The sequence below is a fragment of the Dyella sp. C11 genome, from assembly GCF_003121485.1.
Classification (GTDB): Bacteria; Pseudomonadota; Gammaproteobacteria; order Xanthomonadales; family Rhodanobacteraceae; genus Dyella.
In genome coordinates this window covers 128,377-145,995 of record NZ_QAVX01000007.1, presented here as the reverse complement: position 1 = coordinate 145,995, position 17,619 = coordinate 128,377, and the positions used below count along the sequence as shown (strand labels likewise).

The window sequence follows — 17,619 nt, the reverse complement described above, 5'->3', positions numbered from 1 at the left end:
TCACACCGCCGATAGTCTCAGCGCACAAGGCAACTTCAATACCGCTCCACGAAATGCCTCATCGTATACGCCAGCGCCTTGCGCCAACGCTGTTCGAGTGCAAGGTCATATTCGGGATCATGCTCGCGTATCGCCACCATCAGTGCCTCTGTCCAATACGGATACAGGGACGGCGGCACCGGTGCGTGTCCGCCGCGACTGTGCGCACATGCCATCTGCTCCATCGTGCGTTTGGTCAGCGTGCTGCCACCCGCATGCGCGATGGCGGCCGTGATGCCGCGGCGCAGCGCGATGTACTGCTTGCTGAAATCCGTGTCCTTGAACAACGCGGGAACATCCGCGTGGCTGGCCATGAAGATCTCGTAGAACCGGGCAATGAATTTCCCATGCTGCAGGCAGCGGCCATAGCTGGTCTGCAAATCGTCGAAGGTGTCGCTCATGCGCGTTCCACGTGCCTTGATCCACGCGAAAACTAGCACCCGTGGCCTGCGGATCGATTGAGGCACAAGGTCGCCATGCGGCGATCCAGAACATGATGTGCAGTGCCCGTTCGTGCAGTAACGACGCACGTCCATGTCTTCGCGAAGACCATGTTGTTTCGATCGGCAAGCGAAAACGAATCTTCTTGCGCCAATCTTTTACGACCGATGCGACGTACGACTCAGAACATCACAGATACATCGTTCGACAGATGTACGTAAGCATGCACCTTCTTCACGCTGCGTGATCACGACAACTTGCTATGTGTAGCTGTCGCCCGTCGCAACCTGGATGAATTTGCTCATGGAAGAACAACGCCCAGGTCGGGGCATTCTCAACTCGCCGCTCCATGCCACATCGGGACACTCGATACCGGCAAGCAACGTTTCCGGCGTGCTCGCCCAAGCGGAAACGCTTCTTCAGCAGAGAAGGTGGCAAGAAGCCGAACAGCTTCTAAGGGAGTCGCTTGCGAAAGGCGCGCCGGCGCCGACTTTCCTGGGTTTGCTCGTTCGAACACTGCAGGCGCAGGGAAAGTCAAAGGAAGCGCGCGACACCATCGATGCCCACACCATTGCCATGCCCGGCGCTTCGCCGGCGCTTCTGCTCATGCGTGCGCAGATGCTCCTGGAAATGGGCGAACTCAAGGACGCCATCGGCGCATTCGAACAAGCCATTGCTGCTGCACCCGATCAGGGCGCCGGATACCTGGGACTTGCGGTGGCGCAAGGACAGGACGGTCAGAACCAGGCGGCCAATCGTTCCGCTGCAATCGCCATCAGCAAAGGCGTGGACAACGTGGGGAGTCGTTCCGTCCTGGCACATTCGTTCTACGAACTGCACCGCTACGACGAAGCGGAGTCCGAATATCGCCGCGCGCTGAAACACAATCCGGGGAACGTGCGCACTCACACGTCGCTGGCCGAATTGGTCTGGCTGCGTACGCGCGACGCCGCTGCAGCGCTGGTCGATATCGATCACGCGATCACTCAATGCCGCGATGCACGCAGCCTGGAGCTGCAACTGGTGCGCGTGCGCGTGTTGTCCGCGGCAGGTTTTCATCAGCGCGCCATGGAGCAACTGGAAACGCTGCTGGCTGCAAACCCGAATCATCTGTCGCTGCGGATTCTCGCCATCAAGACGTCCATGTCGGTGGACGCTTCCAAAGCTGTTCAGCACGCCGCTTATGCGATGCGCATGGCGCCCGGGCATACAGGCATTCTGGGACTCTACGGCGACGCCATGCTTGCTTCCGGCAACCCGAGCGCCGCGGCCGAGATCGCCCAGCGACTGTTGACCGGGAATCCCCACGACAACCACGCCATTGCGCTGCAGACGGCGGCATGGCGTCAGCTCGACGACGCGCGCCATTTGCCCTTCCACGACTACGCGTCACTCGTGCAAACCAGCCTGCTCGATGTTCCTGACGGCTGGAGCAGCCTGCAGCACTACCTGGATGAGCTGACCAACGAGCTCCACGGTGCACATGGGTTGCTCGCGGAACCGTTGGACCAAAGCGTTCGCGGCGGCACCCAGGTTGAACTTCGCGCCGACGAAACCCACGGCCGTGCCGTCCGCGCCTTTCCCCAGGCCATCCACGGGCCCATACAACGCTACATGCGCAACCTTGCTGCAGGCCTTACGCCCTGGCATCGCCGCGTCACGGAACGCTATCGATTGAATGGCTGGTGGTCGGTTCGCCTGCCATCGGAGGGGCATCATGTCAGTCACTATCACGGCAAAGGCTGGGTATCGTCCGCGTGCTACGTGCAGGTGCCGCAAGCGATGAACAAGAACGGCGGGGAGGGATGGCTGAAGTTCGGCGAGCCCGGGGTGAAGACCCAACCTGCCATGGGCGCCGATTACTTCGTGCGCCCGCAACCCGGGATGCTCGTGTTGTTTCCGTCGTGGATGTGGCACGGCACCGCACCCTTCACCACTGAAACGGGCGAGCATCGCCTCAGCATGGCCTTCGACGTGGTGCCAATGGCTGGCTAACAGGCCGTAAACACGCAAATCATCCGGATTGACGAGGTGTCCACCAGGCAGCCGTTATACGACAGCCCAGGGCCTCTTCCGGAGTCAATCATGCATCACAGCCGGCTGTGCACCGTCGTCATCGACTGCAAGACCGACAACCTCGCCGATGCGGCCATGTTCTGGAGCCATGCGCTGGGCAAGTCCATCGTCACGGTGGATCAGGACGGCGACGGCAAATACGCCGAGCTCGCCACCGAGGACGACGAGCCCATCATCCTGTTGCAGCGCGTTGAGCATGAGAGCCGCGTGCACCTGGATATCGAGACCGACAACCTGGAAGCCGAAGCGGAGCGTCTGGAAAAACTGGGCGCCACGCGCGTGGCTTTCGTGCGCGAACGCTGGTGGGTGATGCGGGCACCGAGCGGACACCACTTCTGCGTGGTGCGCCCGCAGCGCGAGCGTTTCGGTCCCCACCTCAATCGTTGGGAATGACGCATTGGCCATGCGTCACTTCCTGCGTCGTCATGCACCCGGGCTGGACCAATTGCTGGGCTACCGTCGCGAGTGGTTGAACGCCGACGTGCAGGCCGGTTTGTCGGTGGCCGCCGTCGCACTGCCCATCAGCATTGCGTACGCGCAACTGGCGGGTTTCAGCCCCATCATTGGCTTGTACAGCACCGTACTGCCAATGATCGTGTACGCGTTGTTCGGCTCGTCGCGGCAATTGATCGTGGGCCCGGATGCCGCCACCTGCGCCATGCTGGGCGCCACGCTGATGCCGCTGGCGACGCCGGGCAGCGAAACCTACCAGGCCTACGCCATGTCGCTCACGCTGATCACGGGCGTGCTGTGCGTGATCGCCGGCCGTTTTCGTTTCGGCTTTCTCGCCGACTTTCTCTCGCGTCCCATTTTGATCGGGCTGCTCAACGGCGTGGCCATCACCATTCTTGTCGGGCAGTCAGGCAAGGTGCTGGGCATCGGCCTGCAAGGCAGCGACACCATCAGTCAGGTGCTTTCACTGGTCAAACAGCTGCCGCGCACGCACTGGCCCACGGCCTTGTTGTCAGCAGGCACCTTCGTGCTGTTCTTCGCCATCAAGGCCGCGTGGCCGCGTGGACCGGCGGCGCTGCTCGCGCTGGCCGTTGCCGTCATCGCCACATGGCTGCTGAAACTGACGGCACAGGGCGTGGCCGTAGTCGGCGCCCTGCCCTCCGGCCTGCCACCGCTGGTGGCCCCGGCGCTGCCGCACGAATTGTTCGGCACGCTGTTTCCTGCCGCGGGCGCACTGGTGCTGGTGACCTTCAGCAGCGGCATGCTAACGGCGCGCAGCTTTGCGTCGAAGAACGGCTATCGCGTCGACGGCAACCAGGAGTTTTTCGCGCTGGGTCTCTCGCACCTTGCCAGCGCCGCGTGCCAGGGCTTTGCGGTGAGCGGTTCCAGCTCGCGCACGGCAGTGAATGATGCGATGGGCGGCAAGAGCCCGCTGGTGTCGATCATCGGCGCGCTGGCGATACTGCTGGTGATGACGCTGTTCAACACTGTGCTTGCCATGCTGCCCATCGCGGCACTCAGCGCCATCCTTGTCGCGGCGGCCATCAGCCTGATCGACCTTGGCGGTCTGCGCGAATTGCGGCACTTCAGTCGCAGCGAACACCTGATCGCACTGGCCACGGTGGTGGGCGTGGTGTTGTTCGGCGTGATGTCCGGCATCCTGCTCGCGGTGTCGATGGCACTGCTGTATTTCCTTTCGCAAGTGGCGCGCCCTGCGGAGCAACAGTTCGGACGCATCGAGGGACAGGAAGGTTTCTATGAGCTCGCGCACTATCCGGAAGCACGCGCCATTCCGGGATTGCTGATCTACCGGTTCGAGTCGCCGCTGACGTTCTTCAACGCGGATTATTTCCGCCGACGCGTCGAAGAACTGGCCCTTTCGACGCATCCGCATTGGGTCGTCATCGACGCGATCTCGATGACGAAGAACGACATCACCGGCTTTCACGTGATCGATGAACTGCGTCAGTCGCTGGACAAGCAAGGCATCCAGTTGGTGATTGCCGGGCGCACGGCACAGTTGATCAAGCGCATGACGCGTGCGGGCCTGCCGCCAGAACGCACGGGTATCCTGTATTTCCCGTCACGACAGGCGGCAGTGGCTGCGTATCGGCAGCGCTATGTCGAAACGCCCACGCAGGGTGATCTGCCGTTGTAGGAGCACGTTTCATGCGGGATGCATGCGGCTTCGCAGGTTTGTCGCCCACAGGGTGGGCTCCCACAAGGAACCACGCGCGATGCTTAGTAGTCGCGAATATCCAGCGCAACAAAGCCGCGCACGCTGTAGCCCTGTTCGCTCGCCGGCCACGGCAGCGAGGACAGCACGCGGTCACCGGCAGGCCACGGCGCGTTGTCGAGCAATGCCTCGGCGGTGACCGAGCCATCGTCGCCACGACGGTAGAACAGGCGCACCCAGTGCAACTCGGGTGTCAGCGATTCGTTCTGCAACGCCGTACGCAGCGACGGCACCAGTTCGGATGGCCGTTCGACATCGTCGCGGCTGGACAACCACGGTCCCACGAACACGTCCCAGGTGCGTACGCCGATGTCCCAGCCATGCAGCTCCATGCGGCGGTCATCGGTGACGTACCAACACGCCGCCAGCAGCACGTGGAATACGCCGTGCTCGAAGGCCTTCAGCGCGTCCAGGCAACCGGCCTGGCCACCGCCAACACCGGCAAAGCTTTCCTCGATGTGGCGTTCCTCGCTGATCACCACATCGACGTCCAGGCGCCCCGGTTCACCCGCCGCGCCCTCGAACCAGCTGGCGCGCACGGCGGGGAAATCGCCATCAGTCATCAGCCACTCTTCATCCGGTTCCAGTTCGACGTCGTGACGCTCGAACAGGCGAAGGAGGTAACGCTGGAGTTCCGTGTCTTGCATGGTCGTTCCCGATTCAGGGCTTGTATCAATGAGCGTGCGGACGCCATACCAGCTGGCGCACGATCAGCGCCAGCACCAGCACCACGACGCACGCGCCATAGCCATAGAGCGCAGGCAACACCTGCTGCCAGATCGCACCGCTGGCGTGCCCGTACTGTCCCGCGGCTGGCACCGTGGCGGTGTCGAATGCCGTGTTGGCGCACTCCACCGCGGCAAAGGCCGCCAGCAATAGGGCCGCAACATCGAACCAGCGGCGCAGGCGTGTGTGCGCCAGGTTCTTTGGATACGACCAGTACGCCCAACCCAGTATCAACAACCAGGGTGCAAGCATCAGGATGGCCAGATAACGCATGCGTCAGTTCACTCCATGAAATACGTAAGCCGCCTTATTCCTGCGCGGCAAGCTGATCCAGCGCGCCACGCAGGCGCAGCAGCGCCTCGTCGCGTGCCTGTTCGCTCTCGAAGTCCGGCGTGGCACCCCCGGCCTCCCCGTCGAGCTCCAGCCCCAACGATTGCGGTTGTACCTGCACCACCGCCGCAACACTGCCGAGTTCCTTGATGCGCTTCTGCATCACGCCGGCCGCCTTGGGGTCGGCAAACGAACGCGACAACAGCAACTCTTCGCCTTCCGAGGAGAACAGGCGGAAACGGAAGCTGCCATCGGCATCTCGGAAGCTGGCAAAGCGCGCCGCCTTGCCACCCTTGGCTGCTGCCTTGGGCGCGTTCGCCTGCGGTGCCACCGACACGCCGCTGCGCAGGCCAATCGCGTCACGCAGCTCGGCCACCTTGGGCGCGGCGATGGCACGGGCCTTCTTGGCACCTTCCTGCAGGATCTCTTCGATCACGGCCGGACGCGCGATCAGCGCGTCATAGCTTTCGCGCATCGGAGCCACTTCCACTTCCAGGCGTTCGAACAGCACCTGCTTGGCTTCGCCCCAACCCAGGCCATCGATGAGTGCCTGGCGGAACGCGGTGGACTCGTTCTCGCTGGCGAACGCGCGGAAAATGGTGAACAGCGATGAGCTGTCCGGGTCCTTCGCCTCGCCCGGCAAGCGCGAGTCGGTGACGATGCGCATGATCGATTCGCGCAGATGCTTCTGGCCGCCGGAGAACAGCGGAATGGTGTGGTCGTAGCTCTTGGACATCTTGCGGCCATCGAGGCCCGGCAGCGTGGCCACCTGTTCCTCTATCACCACTTCCGGCAGCGCGAAGAATTCACGACCGTAGATGTGGTTGAAACGCTGCGCGATGTCGCGTGCCATTTCGATGTGCTGGATCTGATCGCGACCCACCGGCACCTTGTTCGCATTGAACGCGAGAATATCGGCCGCCATCAGCACCGGATACATGTACAGGCCAGCCGGGATGCCGGCATCGGCGTCCTCGCCCGCATCCGTGTTCTTGTCCACGGATGCCTTGTACGCATGCGCGCGATTGAGCAGGCCCTTGGCGGTGACGCAGGTGAGGAACCAGGTGAGCTCCGGAATTTCGGGAATGTCCGACTGGCGATAGAACGTGACCTTCTGCGGATCGAGTCCCGCGGCCAGCCACGTGGCGGCAATTTCCAGACGCGAACGCTCGATGCGCGCCGGATCGTCGCTCTTGATCAGCGCGTGGTAGTCGGCCATGAAGTAGAACGCGTCCACGTCATCGCGCTTGCTTGCAGCAACAGCGGGGCGGATCGCGCCAACGTAGTTGCCAAGGTGCGGCGTGCCGGTGGTGGTGATGCCGGTGAGTACGCGGGTCTTCATGGTCTCTCGTGTCTTCTTGTCGTTATGGTTGTTGATTCGATCGAGCGTGCTGCGATTGGCCGTGTTCAACGGATCAGCGTCGACTTGCCGAACAGCGACTCGACCAGATCCACTGCAAGGCGTGCCGTCTGGTTTTTCTTGTCGAAGGCCGGGTTGAGTTCCACGATGTCCAGCGAGCCGATGCGGCCCGTGTCCGCAATCATCTCCATGCACAGCTGCGCTTCGCGGTAGTTCGGGCCGCCGCGCACCGTGGTGCCCACGCCCGGCGCGATGGTCGGGTCGAGGAAATCCACGTCGAAACTGATGTGCAGGTGCGTGTTTTCATCCACGCCGGCAAGCGCTTCTTCCATCGTGCGCTTCATGCCCACTTCGTCGATGTGGCGCATGTCGAAAATGCTCACCTGCGATTCGCGCACGAGGCGCTTCTCGCCTTCGTCGACGGAGCGGATGCCGATCTGGCGAAACACGGCCGCCGTGGTCGCCGGCACATGGCCGCCCATCTCCACCAGCTCCTTCGGACCGTTGCCGCACAGGCACGCCACCGGCATGCCGTGGATGTTGCCCGACGGCGTGGCTTCGGCCGTGTTGAAATCGGCGTGCGCATCCAGCCACAGCACGCGCAGCGTCTTGCCGGTTTCGCGGCAATGACGCGCCACGGCGCTGATGGAACCGATGGCCAGGCAGTGATCGCCACCCAGCATGATCGGCAGGCGACCGTCGGCAAGCTCGGCGTAGATCGCTTCGTGCACGGCCTGGTTCCACGCCACCACTTCAGGCAGATGGCGATAGCCGTTCACCGGCGGCTGCCACGGGTTCAGCGGACCCTGCAGATTGCCGCGATCCACCACATCCAGCCCGCGCCGGGTGAGCCTTGCGAGAAGGTTGGCGACGCGCAATGCCTCCGGACCCATCGAAGCGCCACGGTGTCCCGCACCGATGTCGGTGGGAACGCCGACCAGGGAAAGTGCCTTGTTGACCATGAAAACCTGCAATGTGAAGAACTGGAAATACGACTTGCCTAGTGTGCCAGAGGCAGATGACGCTGCCGCCATTCGTTCAGGCTGCCATCCAGCAATCGCACGTGGGTGTAGCCCAGCGATGTAAGCGTTTCCTGCGCCCGGGCAGCCCGTTTGCCGGAGACGCAATACACCACGATGTCGCTGTCCCGCGGCACGCCCAGCACACCGGCGCGGCTGGCCAGCTGATCCACCGGAATATTGAGCGCGCCGGCGATATGGCCGTCGCGGTATTCCTCGGTGCGGCGCACATCAAGCAGCAAGGGCGCGCGCCCTGCCTGTTGGCGCTCCAGCAACTGGGCAGCATCGACAGGCGCTTCCGCTGCATGGGCGACAGACAGGCCCACCAGCATCAGCCATGCGGCCAAAAGGCCCTTGAACATGCAGGGAATCCTCTTTCGGCGCGGCAGGCGTCCTGAAACACTGCCAACACCTTGAATCGTATGAATTATTTAGCAGGCCGCCGATCAGCCGCCGTCCATCTCGGCTTTCGGGCAAACCCTCGCTCCGAATGGGTGTGCCTTGACTTGCGCATTCTACTCCGCGAGTACGCGTGGCCCACGGAGCGTCAGCGGCTCGCGCCCTGCATCTTCGACACCATCTCGTCGAGATGGCCAAGAAAGCTTTGCAGCAGGGGCGACGCGTTGGCACGGCTGTAGCCAACCACGAGATCGATCATCGGCACCTCGCCAGCCAGGGGGCGGCTCGTGACCGACCAGGGCATGAGGTTTTTCACGTAATCGGGAATCAACGTGACGCCCCGCGTGGAGGCGACCAGCGACATCACCATGGCAGGATTGTCCACCGTCTGCGCCGGCTCGATGGTGATGCCCGACTGCGCGAGATACGCATCGATGGTGGCGCGCAGCACCTTCGCCTTGCTGGCCATCGCGATGAACGGCCTGCCCACGAGATCCTCCGGGTTGATGGCCTCTTTCACCGCCAGCGGGTGATCGCTGGGCATCAGCACGACGAGTGGCTCGCGCGCCACGCGCCGGTAGAGAAGATCGACATCCGGCTCGGCACGCATGAAGGCGATATCCAGGCGCCCTCGTGCAACGGCTTCTGCCAGATCGGGCGAGTAATCGCTGGAGACGGTGACATCGATGTTCGGCAAGTCCGCATGCAGCACGCGCATGGATTCGGGCAGCCAGGTCATTTCCTGCCCGGTGAGAAAACCCATCGCAAAACGCGGTTTGGACGGCAGCGCCGCACGGCGCGCGGCTTCCACGGCGGCATCGACCTGATGGAGTGCCAGCCGGGCATGGTCGAGGAACGCCTTGCCGGCATCGGTGAGCTCAACGCCTCGCGCACTTCGGCTGAACAGCGAGGCGCCCACCTGATCCTCCAGGTCCTTGATCTGGCGACTGAGCGATGGCTGCGAGGTATACAGCCGCCGCTCGGCGGCCTCGGTCAGGCTGCCCGTCTCGGCAACGGCCACGAAATAGCGAAGGTGACGAAGCTCCATGGGGATCTCCAGAAAGCCATGCCTCACAGGCATGGGGAGGAGCTTACAAAGTCTTTTTCACGGGCGCCACGGAAGCCTAGATTTGCCGGCAACGCTTCAGCAAGCCAGGCCCTGGCAATGCTTCAAAGGACTGGCAACGCCTATCCCCTTCCCTTCGAGGCTCTGATCATGACCACCCACACCCACCAGACCGCCCCCACCCAATTCGTCGAAGCCAATGGCATCCGCTTCGCCTACCGCCGCTTTGGCCACCCCAATGGCGTGCCCTTGCTGTTCAACATGCACTTCACCGGCACCATGGACCACTGGGACCCCGCCATCACGGACGGCATCGCCCGCGACCGGGAAGTGATCCTGTTCGACAACGCCGGCATCGCCGGCAGCTCGGGCCAGGTGCCCACCACCGTGGAAGGCATGGCTGCCAACGCCGCAGCCTTCGTCGAGGCGCTGGGGCTCACGCAGGTAGACGTGCTGGGCTTTTCGTTGGGCGGCTTCGTCGCCCAGGCACTCAGCCAGGCCGAGCCCCAACTGGTCCGCAAGCTCGTCCTGGTCGGCACCGGGCCGCGCAGCGGCGAAGGCATGGGCGGCCTGACGCCCGAGGCGCAGCAGATCTTCAGCGCCACCTATGACGAACCGGACCATCTCTGGCTGAAGGTGCTCTTCACCGACAGCCCGGCCAGCCAGGCCGCCGGCCACGCCTATCTGCAGCGCTTTCGCTCTCGCACCTTAGACCGCGATCCCGAGGCCAACGAAAACGTGGCACCGGCTCAGCTGGAAGCCCTGGCGAAGTGGGGTGCACCCCGCGAACAACCGTACGACTACCTCAAGACGATCACGCAGCCGACGCTGGTGCTCAATGGCAGCAACGACGTGATCATCTACACGATCAATTCGTACCTGCTCCAGCAACATCTGCCGAACGCGCAACTCATCCTGTATCCGGATGGCAACCACGGCGCGCAGTACCAGTATCCCGAGCGCTTCGTGAAGCACGTTGACACCTTTCTGTCCGAGTGATTCCGCTCACCCCACCTGACGGACGAAAAACCATGAACCCGAAACAAAGCACCGCCGTTCGGACGGCCAAACGGCCGGGACCGGATCACCCGATCACCATCGAAGCAAGCTCTCGCCGCGTCGTGGTGAAGAGCAACGGCAAGGTCATCGCGGATTCGCGACGCGCACTGGTATTGAAGGAAGCGCACTACCCCGCCGTGCATTACATCCCGCGCGAGGATGTGGACCAGTCATTGCTCGCACGCAGCGAACACACCACGTATTGCCCGTACAAGGGCGAGTGCAACTACTACAGCATCCCTTCCGGCGGCGAACGCGCCATCAACGCCGTGTGGACCTATGAAGCGCCTTACGACGCAGTGGCGACGATCCGGAATCACCTCGCGTTCTATCCGGATCGCGTCGACAGCATTGAAGTGCTCGATTGAATCCAACCTTACTTTCCAGGACACGCCATCATGTCAACACTCACGGGTAAAACCGCACTCGTCACCGGCGCCTCTCGCGGCATTGGTCGCGCCGCCGCCCTTGCCTTGGCCAAGGCAGGCGCACAGGTCCTCGTCCACTACGGCAACGCGCAGAAGGAGGCCGATGCCGTGGTGAAGGAAATCACCGATGCCGGTGGTCGCGCGCAGACGATTGCTGCCGATCTCGGCAAGCCGAACGGTCCGCACGACCTCGCCAGACAGGTGCGTGACATCGTCGGCGGCCGCTTGGACATACTGGTCGCCAACGCCGGCATTTCCCGCTCCGGGCCAATCGAAGAGATGACCATCGAGGACTTCGATCAGCTTTTCGCGGTGAACGTGCGCGCACCGTATTTCCTGGTGCAGCAGTTGCTGCCCAACCTGTGCGAAGGAAGCAGCATCATCTTCACTTCGTCGCTTGCTGCCCGTGCCTCGGTCGGCTCGCTCGCCGCCTACGCCGCCACCAAAGGCGCCATCGACACGCTGGTCACCCATTTTGCGGCCGCACTGGGCGAGCGCGGCATTCGCGTCAACGCCGTGGCGCCGGGCGTGGTGGAAACGGACATGTCCAGCTTCGCCAAGTCGGAAGCTGGGCGCGATTACACCTTGGGCATGCAGGCGCTGAAGCGCATCGCACAGCCCGACGACATTGCCGGGCCGATCGTCTTTCTCGCTTCGGACGATGCACGCTGGATCACCGGCGACACGGTGAGCGTGGATGGTGGTTCCAAGCTGTAATCATGGGGCGCCCGCTTCCCGAAGCGGGTGCCCCGTCATGTCGTTTTTCCCCGGATGAAGACCTGCGCGCACACCGCGCTCAACAGCGCCAGCAGGGCCGAGATCAGCATTACCCACCGAAAGCCGGCAACGAAGGACGCCTTGATTGCGTGACTCATCGCTTCAACAGCCGCTTGCGCGTAGCCAGCGGGAAGCACGATGCCCGCAAGCTTCTGGCGTTGCGCCACCACCGCAGACACCAACTCCTGCGGCGCCTGCACGCCAGCCAGTTCTCGCGCCAGAGTGGCGTTGAAAACCATCGTCAAGACGAAACCGAAGAGAGCCACCGCCAGCAGGGCGGCAGCACGCGACACCGCGTTGTTGATACCCGATGCCGTGCCCGCCAGCGTGGCGTCCACGCTGTTCATCACCGTCGTCGTCAACGGCGCCACCGTGATGCTCATGCCGAAGCCGAGGACACAGATGGCCGGCAAGAAAGCCGCCCAGTAACTGCCACCGATGGAAGGCAGCGCAAACATCGCGAATCCAGCTGCGGCGATCACGGGCCCCACCACCAACGGCAGACGAGGCCCGAACCGATCCACCAGGCTTCCCGCCCAGCGCGACAGGAGAAACATGATGGCGATGAACGGCAACAACGCGGCACCCGCGCCCGTGGCGCCGTAACCCTGCACCTGGATCAGGTTCAGCGGCAGAAAGAACAGGCTGCCGCCCAGCGATGCGTAGAGCAACAACGTCAGCAGATTGGCGCCGGTGAAATCCCGCTCGCGAAACAGCCCCAGCGGCAGCATGGGCGATGCGACGCGTTGTTCCACTCGCACGAAGAACACCAGCGCAAGTACGCCCACCAGCAGGGCAAGCCATACCGGCATCGCACCCCAGCCACGCGATGGCGCTTCGATGAAGGCAAACACCAATCCAGCCAGGCCGATGGTCACCAGCGTGGCGCCGAGCATGTCGATGGAACCCGCCTCCGCACCGCCCCGGCTTTCGGGCACCTTCAAAGCACCTATCGCCAATACCGCAACGCCAACGGGTGCATTGACCAGAAAGGCCCACGCCCACGAATAGTGATCGACGAGAAACCCGCCAATGACCGGCCCGATTGCCGCCGTAATGCCACTGAACGCCGACCACGTACCGATGGCGGCACCTCGTTCCGACTGCGGAAACGTGGCACTGATCAACGCCAGGCTGCCCGGCACCAGCAATGCCGCGCCAATGCCCTGAATGGCGCGAGCCGCAATCAACGGCGCCACCGCCGTGGACATAGCGCAACCGATTGATGCCGCCGTGAACATGACCGTGCCGATCAGGAAAACACGCTTGCGCCCGAAGCGATCTCCCAGCACGCCACCCACCAGCAACAGCGACGCCAGGAACAGCGCGTAAGACTCCATCACCCATTGCGCATCGGAAGTGGTCGCGCCGAGTTCGCGCTGGATGGCAGGAAGCGCCACGTTCACCACCGTGCCGTCGATGAACGCGAGGCTCGATCCCAGTATCGCCACCACCAGCGTCCAATGGCGCGCTGGCGATGAACAAGGCTCTGCCGGCGCTCCCTTCAGGATGACGCCGTCTTCGCAAGGAGGCTTTCCAATCTGACTCATGCTAGCCACCGGAATCACGACCCGACGCAGCTTACTCCGCTGCCATCGAGCCGCGCGCTTCGAATGCGTGCCGTTGCGGCCGATCCCATAAAAAGGCCCGCGCGGAATGATCCACGCAGGCCTTTCGTTTCACTGGTGCCGGCAGCAGGAGTCGAACCCGCGACCTACTGATTACAAATCAGTTGCTCTACCAACTGAGCTATACCGGCGAAGGACGGCAAGTCTAGCAGGCCCGTGTGGCCCGACGCCAAAAAACCGGTCAGAAGCAGCCGGTGCTGTGGGAACCGACGCCGCGCACGCGGTTGCGCCAGTCGGCGTGGCCGTTGTCGGCGATGACCACATCCAGCCAATACTCCGGCACGCTCTCGGTGCGCTCGCTCATCTGTGCGGGAAAGCCCGCTGCAGCCACCTGCTCCCGACGGCGACGGGCGTTGGCCGGGTCTTTGAACAAGCCCAGCGAGATGGTGTTGGACTGGTCGCCCGAGCTGACGATGAAGTATTCGCCCACGTTGGCAGCGGCCAGGCGCCGACCCAGTTCCAGCGCCTTGTCGCGGGTTCCGCCACCGGGCAGGTAAACCCACCAGCCGGTGGTCTGGGTGGTCTGTTCCTGGCGCGATCGCATGCGCGCCGCCTGGTTGGTGAGCGCGGCGCGTGCGTTGCGCATGTCGGTCTGCGTGGCAAACGGGCCCAAGGCCATGCAGGTGTAGGTGTTGGGGCGCGACGGCAGCGCGGGCTGGGCGGGCGCGGGTGCCGGTGCAACAGCCGCGGGGGTGGAAGCGGGGCTCGGTGGCGTGACATCACCCTGCCCGGCGACCGAGGACACCGCAGACGATGCAGGCGCCGGTGCGCTGGACGGCGTGGCTGGGCGCTCGCTCAACAGGTGCAGTTCGGGCACGCCCGCGTCGGTGGCGCTGCGCCCGTGCACGTCGTCCTGGCCAAGCAGCAGCCACGCGCCCACCGCAATGTTGAGCGCAATCAGCAGGACAAAGAGCAGGCGCAGGAACATCGTCGATCCGTCAGGCAACGTGCAGGGGAGCGAGCATTCTAGGGAGATCGCGCGACAGGTGTATGTGCGTCCGACCACACGGCCAGACCGCGCAGCACGCCGTCCTCGCTGAGCCGCGAATGGATGTCGACCAGCGGCGCCAGCGATTCCGCATCGCCGCCGCCGAAAATGAGTTGCGGCGAGCCACCCAGGGGGGCGGACATGTGCGCGACAAAACGCTCGACCAGCGCCGCAGCGGCCTGCCAGCATCCGGAGGCGACGGCATCGGGTGTGTTGTCGGCGACTTCCAGCACGCGGCCCGGACGATCAACCACTACCCGCGACGTGGCGCCAAGTAGGGATTGCTGCATCCGCTGCGGCCCCGGGGCGATCAGGCCACCCAGGTGCTGGCCGTCCGCATCGCGCGCGTCGAGCGTCAGCGCGGTCCCCACGCTGGCAAGAATGCAGGGCGCCAGACCTTCCGCACGCGCCGCCACCATGCCGAGAAAACGATCCACACCCAGCCGGCCGGGTTCGGGGTAAGCGTTACGCACACCGCAGGCCTCCGCCGGCGTGCGCAGCCAGGTGGGCTCGCGCTCGAAGCAGGTGAACACCACCGCGGAGATTTGCATTTCGCGACCGCCGTCCACCCCCGACGCACCGAACACGTGATCGGGACGTGGCACCAGTCGCCAGGCTTCGTGCAGCGCGAGCACGACGTCGTCGTTCCACGCCACCGCACCCTGCCCCACCCAGCGCGAACCTTCGCGCAGGGCCCATTTCAGGCGTGTATTTCCGAGGTCGAGCAGCAGTCTCATGTGCGTCGCACCGTGACGTCGGCGCTGTCGATGCGATGCACGCCGTCGGCTGTCTGCAACAGCAGCGCACCGCGCGCATCCACACCCGCGCCCGTACCTTCGGTCACGTGGGCAGCACCCTGTACGCGCAGCGGCTTGCCACTCAGCAAGTCATGGCGTGCGTATTCATCGACGAAGGCGCTGAAGCCTTCCCGTTCGAATTGATCCAGCCCTTCAGCCAGCGCGGCAACGAGTGCGGCGGCCACGCGATTGCGATCCGGCGCGTGCCCCGCGAGCGTGGCCAGATCGTTCACCGGCTGGCCCGCCTGCTGGTGCAGCGCTTCGGTAAGCCGCACGTTCAACCCCACTCCGATGATGGCCGAACAAGGCCCTTGGTATTCCCCGCCAAGCTCCACCAGGATGCCGGCGAGCTTGCCGCCGTCGCTCAACACGTCGTTGGGCCACTTCAGGCCCGCGCCGCGGATGCCCAACGCATCGAGTGTGCGCATCACGATCACGCCAACCGCGAGCGACAAGCCGGAGAGTGCCGCGAACCCCGCTTCGAAACGCTTCAGGCACGACAGATAGATATTCAGGCCCGGTGGCGACAACCACTGCCGTCCGCGCCGTCCGCGCCCGGCGGTCTGCGTTTCCGCCAGCACCATGCTCAGGTCAGCCAGATCGGCCTGGCGGCGCTGGATCTCGCTGGACGTCGAGTCGATTTCCCAGTGCAGCTCCAGCGCGCCGACCCGCTCGCGCGCGCCAGCCGGCAGCGCATGGCGAATGGCTTCCACATCGAGCAGCTGGACCGGCCAGGGAAGGCAGTAACCGGCCGTACCGCGGGATTCCACCGGCACGCCACGCGCGCGAAGCGCTTCGATCTGCTTCCAGATCGCGGCACGCGTAACGCCGGCGCGTTCGGCCAGCTGGGAACCGGACACCATGCCGCCATCCGACAGCGCCACCAGGAGTTCCTGCGCCTGCATTACGCCAGGCCCCACACCGACAAACCGCGTACGCGGCAGTCGCTGGCATAAGAAGGCGAAGTCGGGAGGCGAGGCATCGGGCGATTCTAGCCTGCCGTCACGGCGCGCCGGAGGTTGCCCTTGCCTCGTCGCCCCATGACTTCTGGGACTCGCGAGCCTTGCGCGAGGGTTGCGCAGGCACTGGTATCGCCTTCTTTTTTCTGCCAGCATCCGGACCTTGGTTTGCGGATCAAGGGGTTGAGCCGCCATGGGCGTCAGGAAGTTCTTGATTGGATGTGTTTTATGCGTCGGCAGCGTGGGTGCTGCATCGGCCATGGACGCGGACGGCCAGGATCTGAACTCCATGCAGCGCACGGTGGACAGCAGCTCGGCAAGCCATGAAGGTGCCGGCGGCAGCGGTGGCGACGCCCTCGGGCTGTCCCGCGAAGCCAATACGTCTCCCGGCCCCGCCTCGTCGTCGTCCAGCGACAACTGCCCGCCCACGCCCCCGGCCCGATCGCCGCGCGCCCGCCAGAACCGCATCGGCTGGCAGTCGTTGTTGCCGGGCTCCATCCAGTAACCACCGCTTGTGTCGGCTGACTGGTGGCGGCGCCTCCGCGCCTACGTAAGCCCTCCCCCGCTCGCTGACAAACCCTGGCGCCTTGCGCTGGCCGCCAGTCCCATTGCCCAACGCCTGGATACCGCCCGCCAGCATGAGCTCCGTCGCCTGGTGGGTGTATTCCTCGCCCGCAAACGCCTGCACGCCCTGGCCGGTGCCGAGCTGACCGAGGGCACCTGCGCCGCCATTGCCATCCAGGCCTGCCTGCCCGTGCTCCGCCCGGGTCCGGGCGCATTGCGCGGTTGGCGCGACATCCTGATTTATCCGGGCGAGTTCAAGGTGAAACGCAGTCATCACGACGATCGCAACGGCGTGGTGACCGAAAGCGACGACGTGCTTATCGGCGAGGCCTGGGAACACGGCCCGCTCGTACTGTCGCTTGCCGACGTGCAGCTCGACCTGGCTCAACCGTGGGACGGCTACAACGTGGTCGTGCACGAAATCGCGCACAAGCTCGACATGCTCGACGGGCCGCCGGATGGCGTGCCGCCGCTCCCACCATCCATTTCGCGCCGCCAATGGATCGTGGCATTCCAGCGCGCGTTCGACCTGCTGTCCAATGACGTCGCCCGCGGGCGGGATACGCTGATCGATCCGTACGCTGCCGAAAGCCCGGACGAGTTCTTTGCCGTGGTGAGCGAGCTGCATTGGTCGCAGCCGGGCGTGCTGCAGCGTGCGGATGCGACGGTGGCTCGATTGCTTGAGGCGTATTACGGGGTTTCGCCGGCGCCGGGGTGAGTGTGATTTTTTGTTTGGATGGCCACACGATGGTTGTCGCCAGGTTGGCCCCTCACC

Annotated in this window: 19 protein-coding genes and 1 tRNA gene; 8 read left to right on the top strand and 12 right to left on the bottom strand. The window is 64.2% G+C overall.

The window, feature by feature from the left end; all coding sequences use genetic code 11:
• Positions 1-35: 35 nt before the first annotated feature.
• A complete protein-coding gene (locus DK366_RS09170) occupies positions 36-440 on the bottom strand; it encodes a globin (RefSeq protein ID WP_109125234.1) in 405 nt (134 codons plus the stop codon).
• A gap of 331 nt (positions 441-771) precedes the next feature.
• Here DK366_RS09170 and DK366_RS09165 point away from each other — a divergent pair, with 331 nt between their 5' ends.
• The 3 genes from DK366_RS09165 (at position 772) to DK366_RS09155 (ending at position 4,666) form a co-directional block, all read left to right on the top strand.
• Entirely contained in the window at positions 772-2,475 is a 1,704-nt protein-coding gene (locus DK366_RS09165; RefSeq protein WP_109125233.1) for a putative 2OG-Fe(II) oxygenase, read from the top strand.
• A 90-nt stretch (positions 2,476-2,565) separates the two neighbouring features.
• Complete coding sequence (locus DK366_RS09160) at positions 2,566-2,949, top strand: VOC family protein (protein WP_109125232.1); 384 nt, start codon at positions 2,566-2,568, stop codon at positions 2,947-2,949.
• Between the two features lie 10 nt (positions 2,950-2,959).
• Positions 2,960-4,666: a SulP family inorganic anion transporter gene (locus DK366_RS09155; protein WP_109125231.1), complete on the top strand. Its 1,707-nt coding sequence runs from the start codon at positions 2,960-2,962 to the stop codon at positions 4,664-4,666.
• Positions 4,667-4,749: 83 nt separating this feature from the next.
• On the opposite strand, the gene DK366_RS09150 is transcribed toward DK366_RS09155, so the two are convergent.
• From DK366_RS09150 to DK366_RS09125, 6 genes are all read right to left on the bottom strand, one after another.
• Entirely contained in the window at positions 4,750-5,391 is a 642-nt protein-coding gene (locus tag DK366_RS09150) for a DUF6348 family protein (RefSeq protein ID WP_109125230.1), read from the bottom strand.
• A gap of 25 nt (positions 5,392-5,416) precedes the next feature.
• A complete protein-coding gene (locus tag DK366_RS09145; protein WP_109125229.1) occupies positions 5,417-5,743 on the bottom strand; it encodes a hypothetical protein in 327 nt (108 codons plus the stop codon).
• Positions 5,744-5,777: 34 nt separating this feature from the next.
• On the bottom strand, positions 5,778-7,142 hold the full coding sequence (locus DK366_RS09140) for a tryptophan--tRNA ligase (RefSeq protein WP_109125288.1): 1,365 nt from the start codon (positions 7,140-7,142) through the stop codon (positions 5,778-5,780).
• Between the two features lie 65 nt (positions 7,143-7,207).
• Positions 7,208-8,122, bottom strand: coding sequence for an arginase (rocF, locus tag DK366_RS09135; RefSeq protein ID WP_109125228.1), 915 nt, complete (start codon positions 8,120-8,122; stop codon positions 7,208-7,210).
• Positions 8,123-8,160: 38 nt separating this feature from the next.
• Complete coding sequence (locus DK366_RS09130) at positions 8,161-8,541, bottom strand: rhodanese-like domain-containing protein (protein WP_109125227.1); 381 nt, start codon at positions 8,539-8,541, stop codon at positions 8,161-8,163.
• A gap of 185 nt (positions 8,542-8,726) precedes the next feature.
• Positions 8,727-9,626, bottom strand: coding sequence for a LysR family transcriptional regulator (locus DK366_RS09125; protein WP_109125226.1), 900 nt, complete (start codon positions 9,624-9,626; stop codon positions 8,727-8,729).
• Between the two features lie 168 nt (positions 9,627-9,794).
• On the opposite strand from DK366_RS09125, the gene DK366_RS09120 reads away from it, so the two are divergent.
• From DK366_RS09120 to DK366_RS09110, 3 genes are read left to right on the top strand one after another with little or no spacing between them, the layout of a single operon-like run.
• Positions 9,795-10,643 (top strand): alpha/beta hydrolase, encoded by an 849-nt coding sequence (locus DK366_RS09120; RefSeq protein WP_109125225.1) that lies wholly within the window; start codon positions 9,795-9,797, stop codon positions 10,641-10,643.
• A gap of 32 nt (positions 10,644-10,675) precedes the next feature.
• On the top strand, positions 10,676-11,071 hold the full coding sequence (locus tag DK366_RS09115; protein WP_109125224.1) for a DUF427 domain-containing protein: 396 nt from the start codon (positions 10,676-10,678) through the stop codon (positions 11,069-11,071).
• Between the two features lie 30 nt (positions 11,072-11,101).
• Positions 11,102-11,848, top strand: a complete 747-nt coding sequence (locus tag DK366_RS09110; RefSeq protein WP_109125223.1) for a glucose 1-dehydrogenase — start codon at positions 11,102-11,104, stop codon at positions 11,846-11,848.
• Between the two features lie 35 nt (positions 11,849-11,883).
• Here the strand turns inward: DK366_RS09110 and DK366_RS09105 are convergent, their stop codons facing one another.
• The 5 genes from DK366_RS09105 to DK366_RS09085 all read right to left on the bottom strand — a co-directional run bounded on the left by DK366_RS09105 (position 11,884) and on the right by DK366_RS09085 (position 16,226).
• Positions 11,884-13,458, bottom strand: coding sequence for an MFS transporter (locus DK366_RS09105; protein WP_109125222.1), 1,575 nt, complete (start codon positions 13,456-13,458; stop codon positions 11,884-11,886).
• A 133-nt stretch (positions 13,459-13,591) separates the two neighbouring features.
• Positions 13,592-13,667, bottom strand: a tRNA-Thr gene (locus DK366_RS09100).
• Positions 13,668-13,717: 50 nt separating this feature from the next.
• Entirely contained in the window at positions 13,718-14,464 is a 747-nt protein-coding gene (locus DK366_RS09095) for an SPOR domain-containing protein (RefSeq protein ID WP_109125221.1), read from the bottom strand.
• 38 nt (positions 14,465-14,502) lie between these two features.
• Complete coding sequence (locus DK366_RS09090) at positions 14,503-15,261, bottom strand: type III pantothenate kinase (protein WP_109125220.1); 759 nt, start codon at positions 15,259-15,261, stop codon at positions 14,503-14,505.
• Complete coding sequence (locus DK366_RS09085) at positions 15,258-16,226, bottom strand: biotin--[acetyl-CoA-carboxylase] ligase (protein WP_109125219.1); 969 nt, start codon at positions 16,224-16,226, stop codon at positions 15,258-15,260. Before DK366_RS09085 ends, DK366_RS09090 begins: the two co-directional genes overlap by 4 nt.
• 295 nt (positions 16,227-16,521) lie before the next feature.
• Here DK366_RS09085 and DK366_RS09080 point away from each other — a divergent pair, with 295 nt between their 5' ends.
• On the top strand, positions 16,522-16,785 hold the full coding sequence (locus DK366_RS09080) for a hypothetical protein (protein ID WP_232820981.1): 264 nt from the start codon (positions 16,522-16,524) through the stop codon (positions 16,783-16,785).
• Positions 16,786-16,794: 9 nt separating this feature from the next.
• Positions 16,795-17,562 carry a M90 family metallopeptidase gene (locus tag DK366_RS09075; protein ID WP_109125218.1) on the top strand — a complete coding sequence of 256 codons (768 nt, stop codon included), beginning with the start codon at positions 16,795-16,797 and terminating at the stop codon, positions 17,560-17,562.
• Positions 17,563-17,619: the final 57 nt, after the last annotated feature.

What these genes read in the sequence shown, in the direction of transcription:
- DK366_RS09130 (WP_109125227.1), bottom strand. Translation starts at nt 8,541, where the DNA reads ATGTTCAAGGGCCTTTTGGCCGCATGGCTGATGCTGGTGGGCCTGTCT.
- DK366_RS09120 (WP_109125225.1), top strand. Translation starts at nt 9,795, where the DNA reads ATGACCACCCACACCCACCAGACCGCCCCCACCCAATTCGTCGAAGCC.
- DK366_RS09160 (WP_109125232.1), top strand. Translation starts at nt 2,566, where the DNA reads ATGCATCACAGCCGGCTGTGCACCGTCGTCATCGACTGCAAGACCGAC.
- DK366_RS09105 (WP_109125222.1), bottom strand. Translation starts at nt 13,458, where the DNA reads ATGAGTCAGATTGGAAAGCCTCCTTGCGAAGACGGCGTCATCCTGAAG.
- DK366_RS09165 (WP_109125233.1), top strand. Translation starts at nt 772, where the DNA reads ATGAATTTGCTCATGGAAGAACAACGCCCAGGTCGGGGCATTCTCAAC.
- DK366_RS09150 (WP_109125230.1), bottom strand. Translation starts at nt 5,391, where the DNA reads ATGCAAGACACGGAACTCCAGCGTTACCTCCTTCGCCTGTTCGAGCGT.
- DK366_RS09085 (WP_109125219.1), bottom strand. Translation starts at nt 16,226, where the DNA reads ATGCAGGCGCAGGAACTCCTGGTGGCGCTGTCGGATGGCGGCATGGTG.
- rocF (WP_109125228.1), bottom strand. Translation starts at nt 8,122, where the DNA reads ATGGTCAACAAGGCACTTTCCCTGGTCGGCGTTCCCACCGACATCGGT.
- DK366_RS09125 (WP_109125226.1), bottom strand. Translation starts at nt 9,626, where the DNA reads ATGGAGCTTCGTCACCTTCGCTATTTCGTGGCCGTTGCCGAGACGGGC.
- DK366_RS09090 (WP_109125220.1), bottom strand. Translation starts at nt 15,261, where the DNA reads ATGAGACTGCTGCTCGACCTCGGAAATACACGCCTGAAATGGGCCCTG.
- DK366_RS09170 (WP_109125234.1), bottom strand. Translation starts at nt 440, where the DNA reads ATGAGCGACACCTTCGACGATTTGCAGACCAGCTATGGCCGCTGCCTG.
- DK366_RS09115 (WP_109125224.1), top strand. Translation starts at nt 10,676, where the DNA reads ATGAACCCGAAACAAAGCACCGCCGTTCGGACGGCCAAACGGCCGGGA.
- DK366_RS09155 (WP_109125231.1), top strand. Translation starts at nt 2,960, where the DNA reads ATGCGTCACTTCCTGCGTCGTCATGCACCCGGGCTGGACCAATTGCTG.
- DK366_RS09110 (WP_109125223.1), top strand. Translation starts at nt 11,102, where the DNA reads ATGTCAACACTCACGGGTAAAACCGCACTCGTCACCGGCGCCTCTCGC.
- DK366_RS09145 (WP_109125229.1), bottom strand. Translation starts at nt 5,743, where the DNA reads ATGCGTTATCTGGCCATCCTGATGCTTGCACCCTGGTTGTTGATACTG.
- DK366_RS09140 (WP_109125288.1), bottom strand. Translation starts at nt 7,142, where the DNA reads ATGAAGACCCGCGTACTCACCGGCATCACCACCACCGGCACGCCGCAC.
- DK366_RS09095 (WP_109125221.1), bottom strand. Translation starts at nt 14,464, where the DNA reads ATGTTCCTGCGCCTGCTCTTTGTCCTGCTGATTGCGCTCAACATTGCG.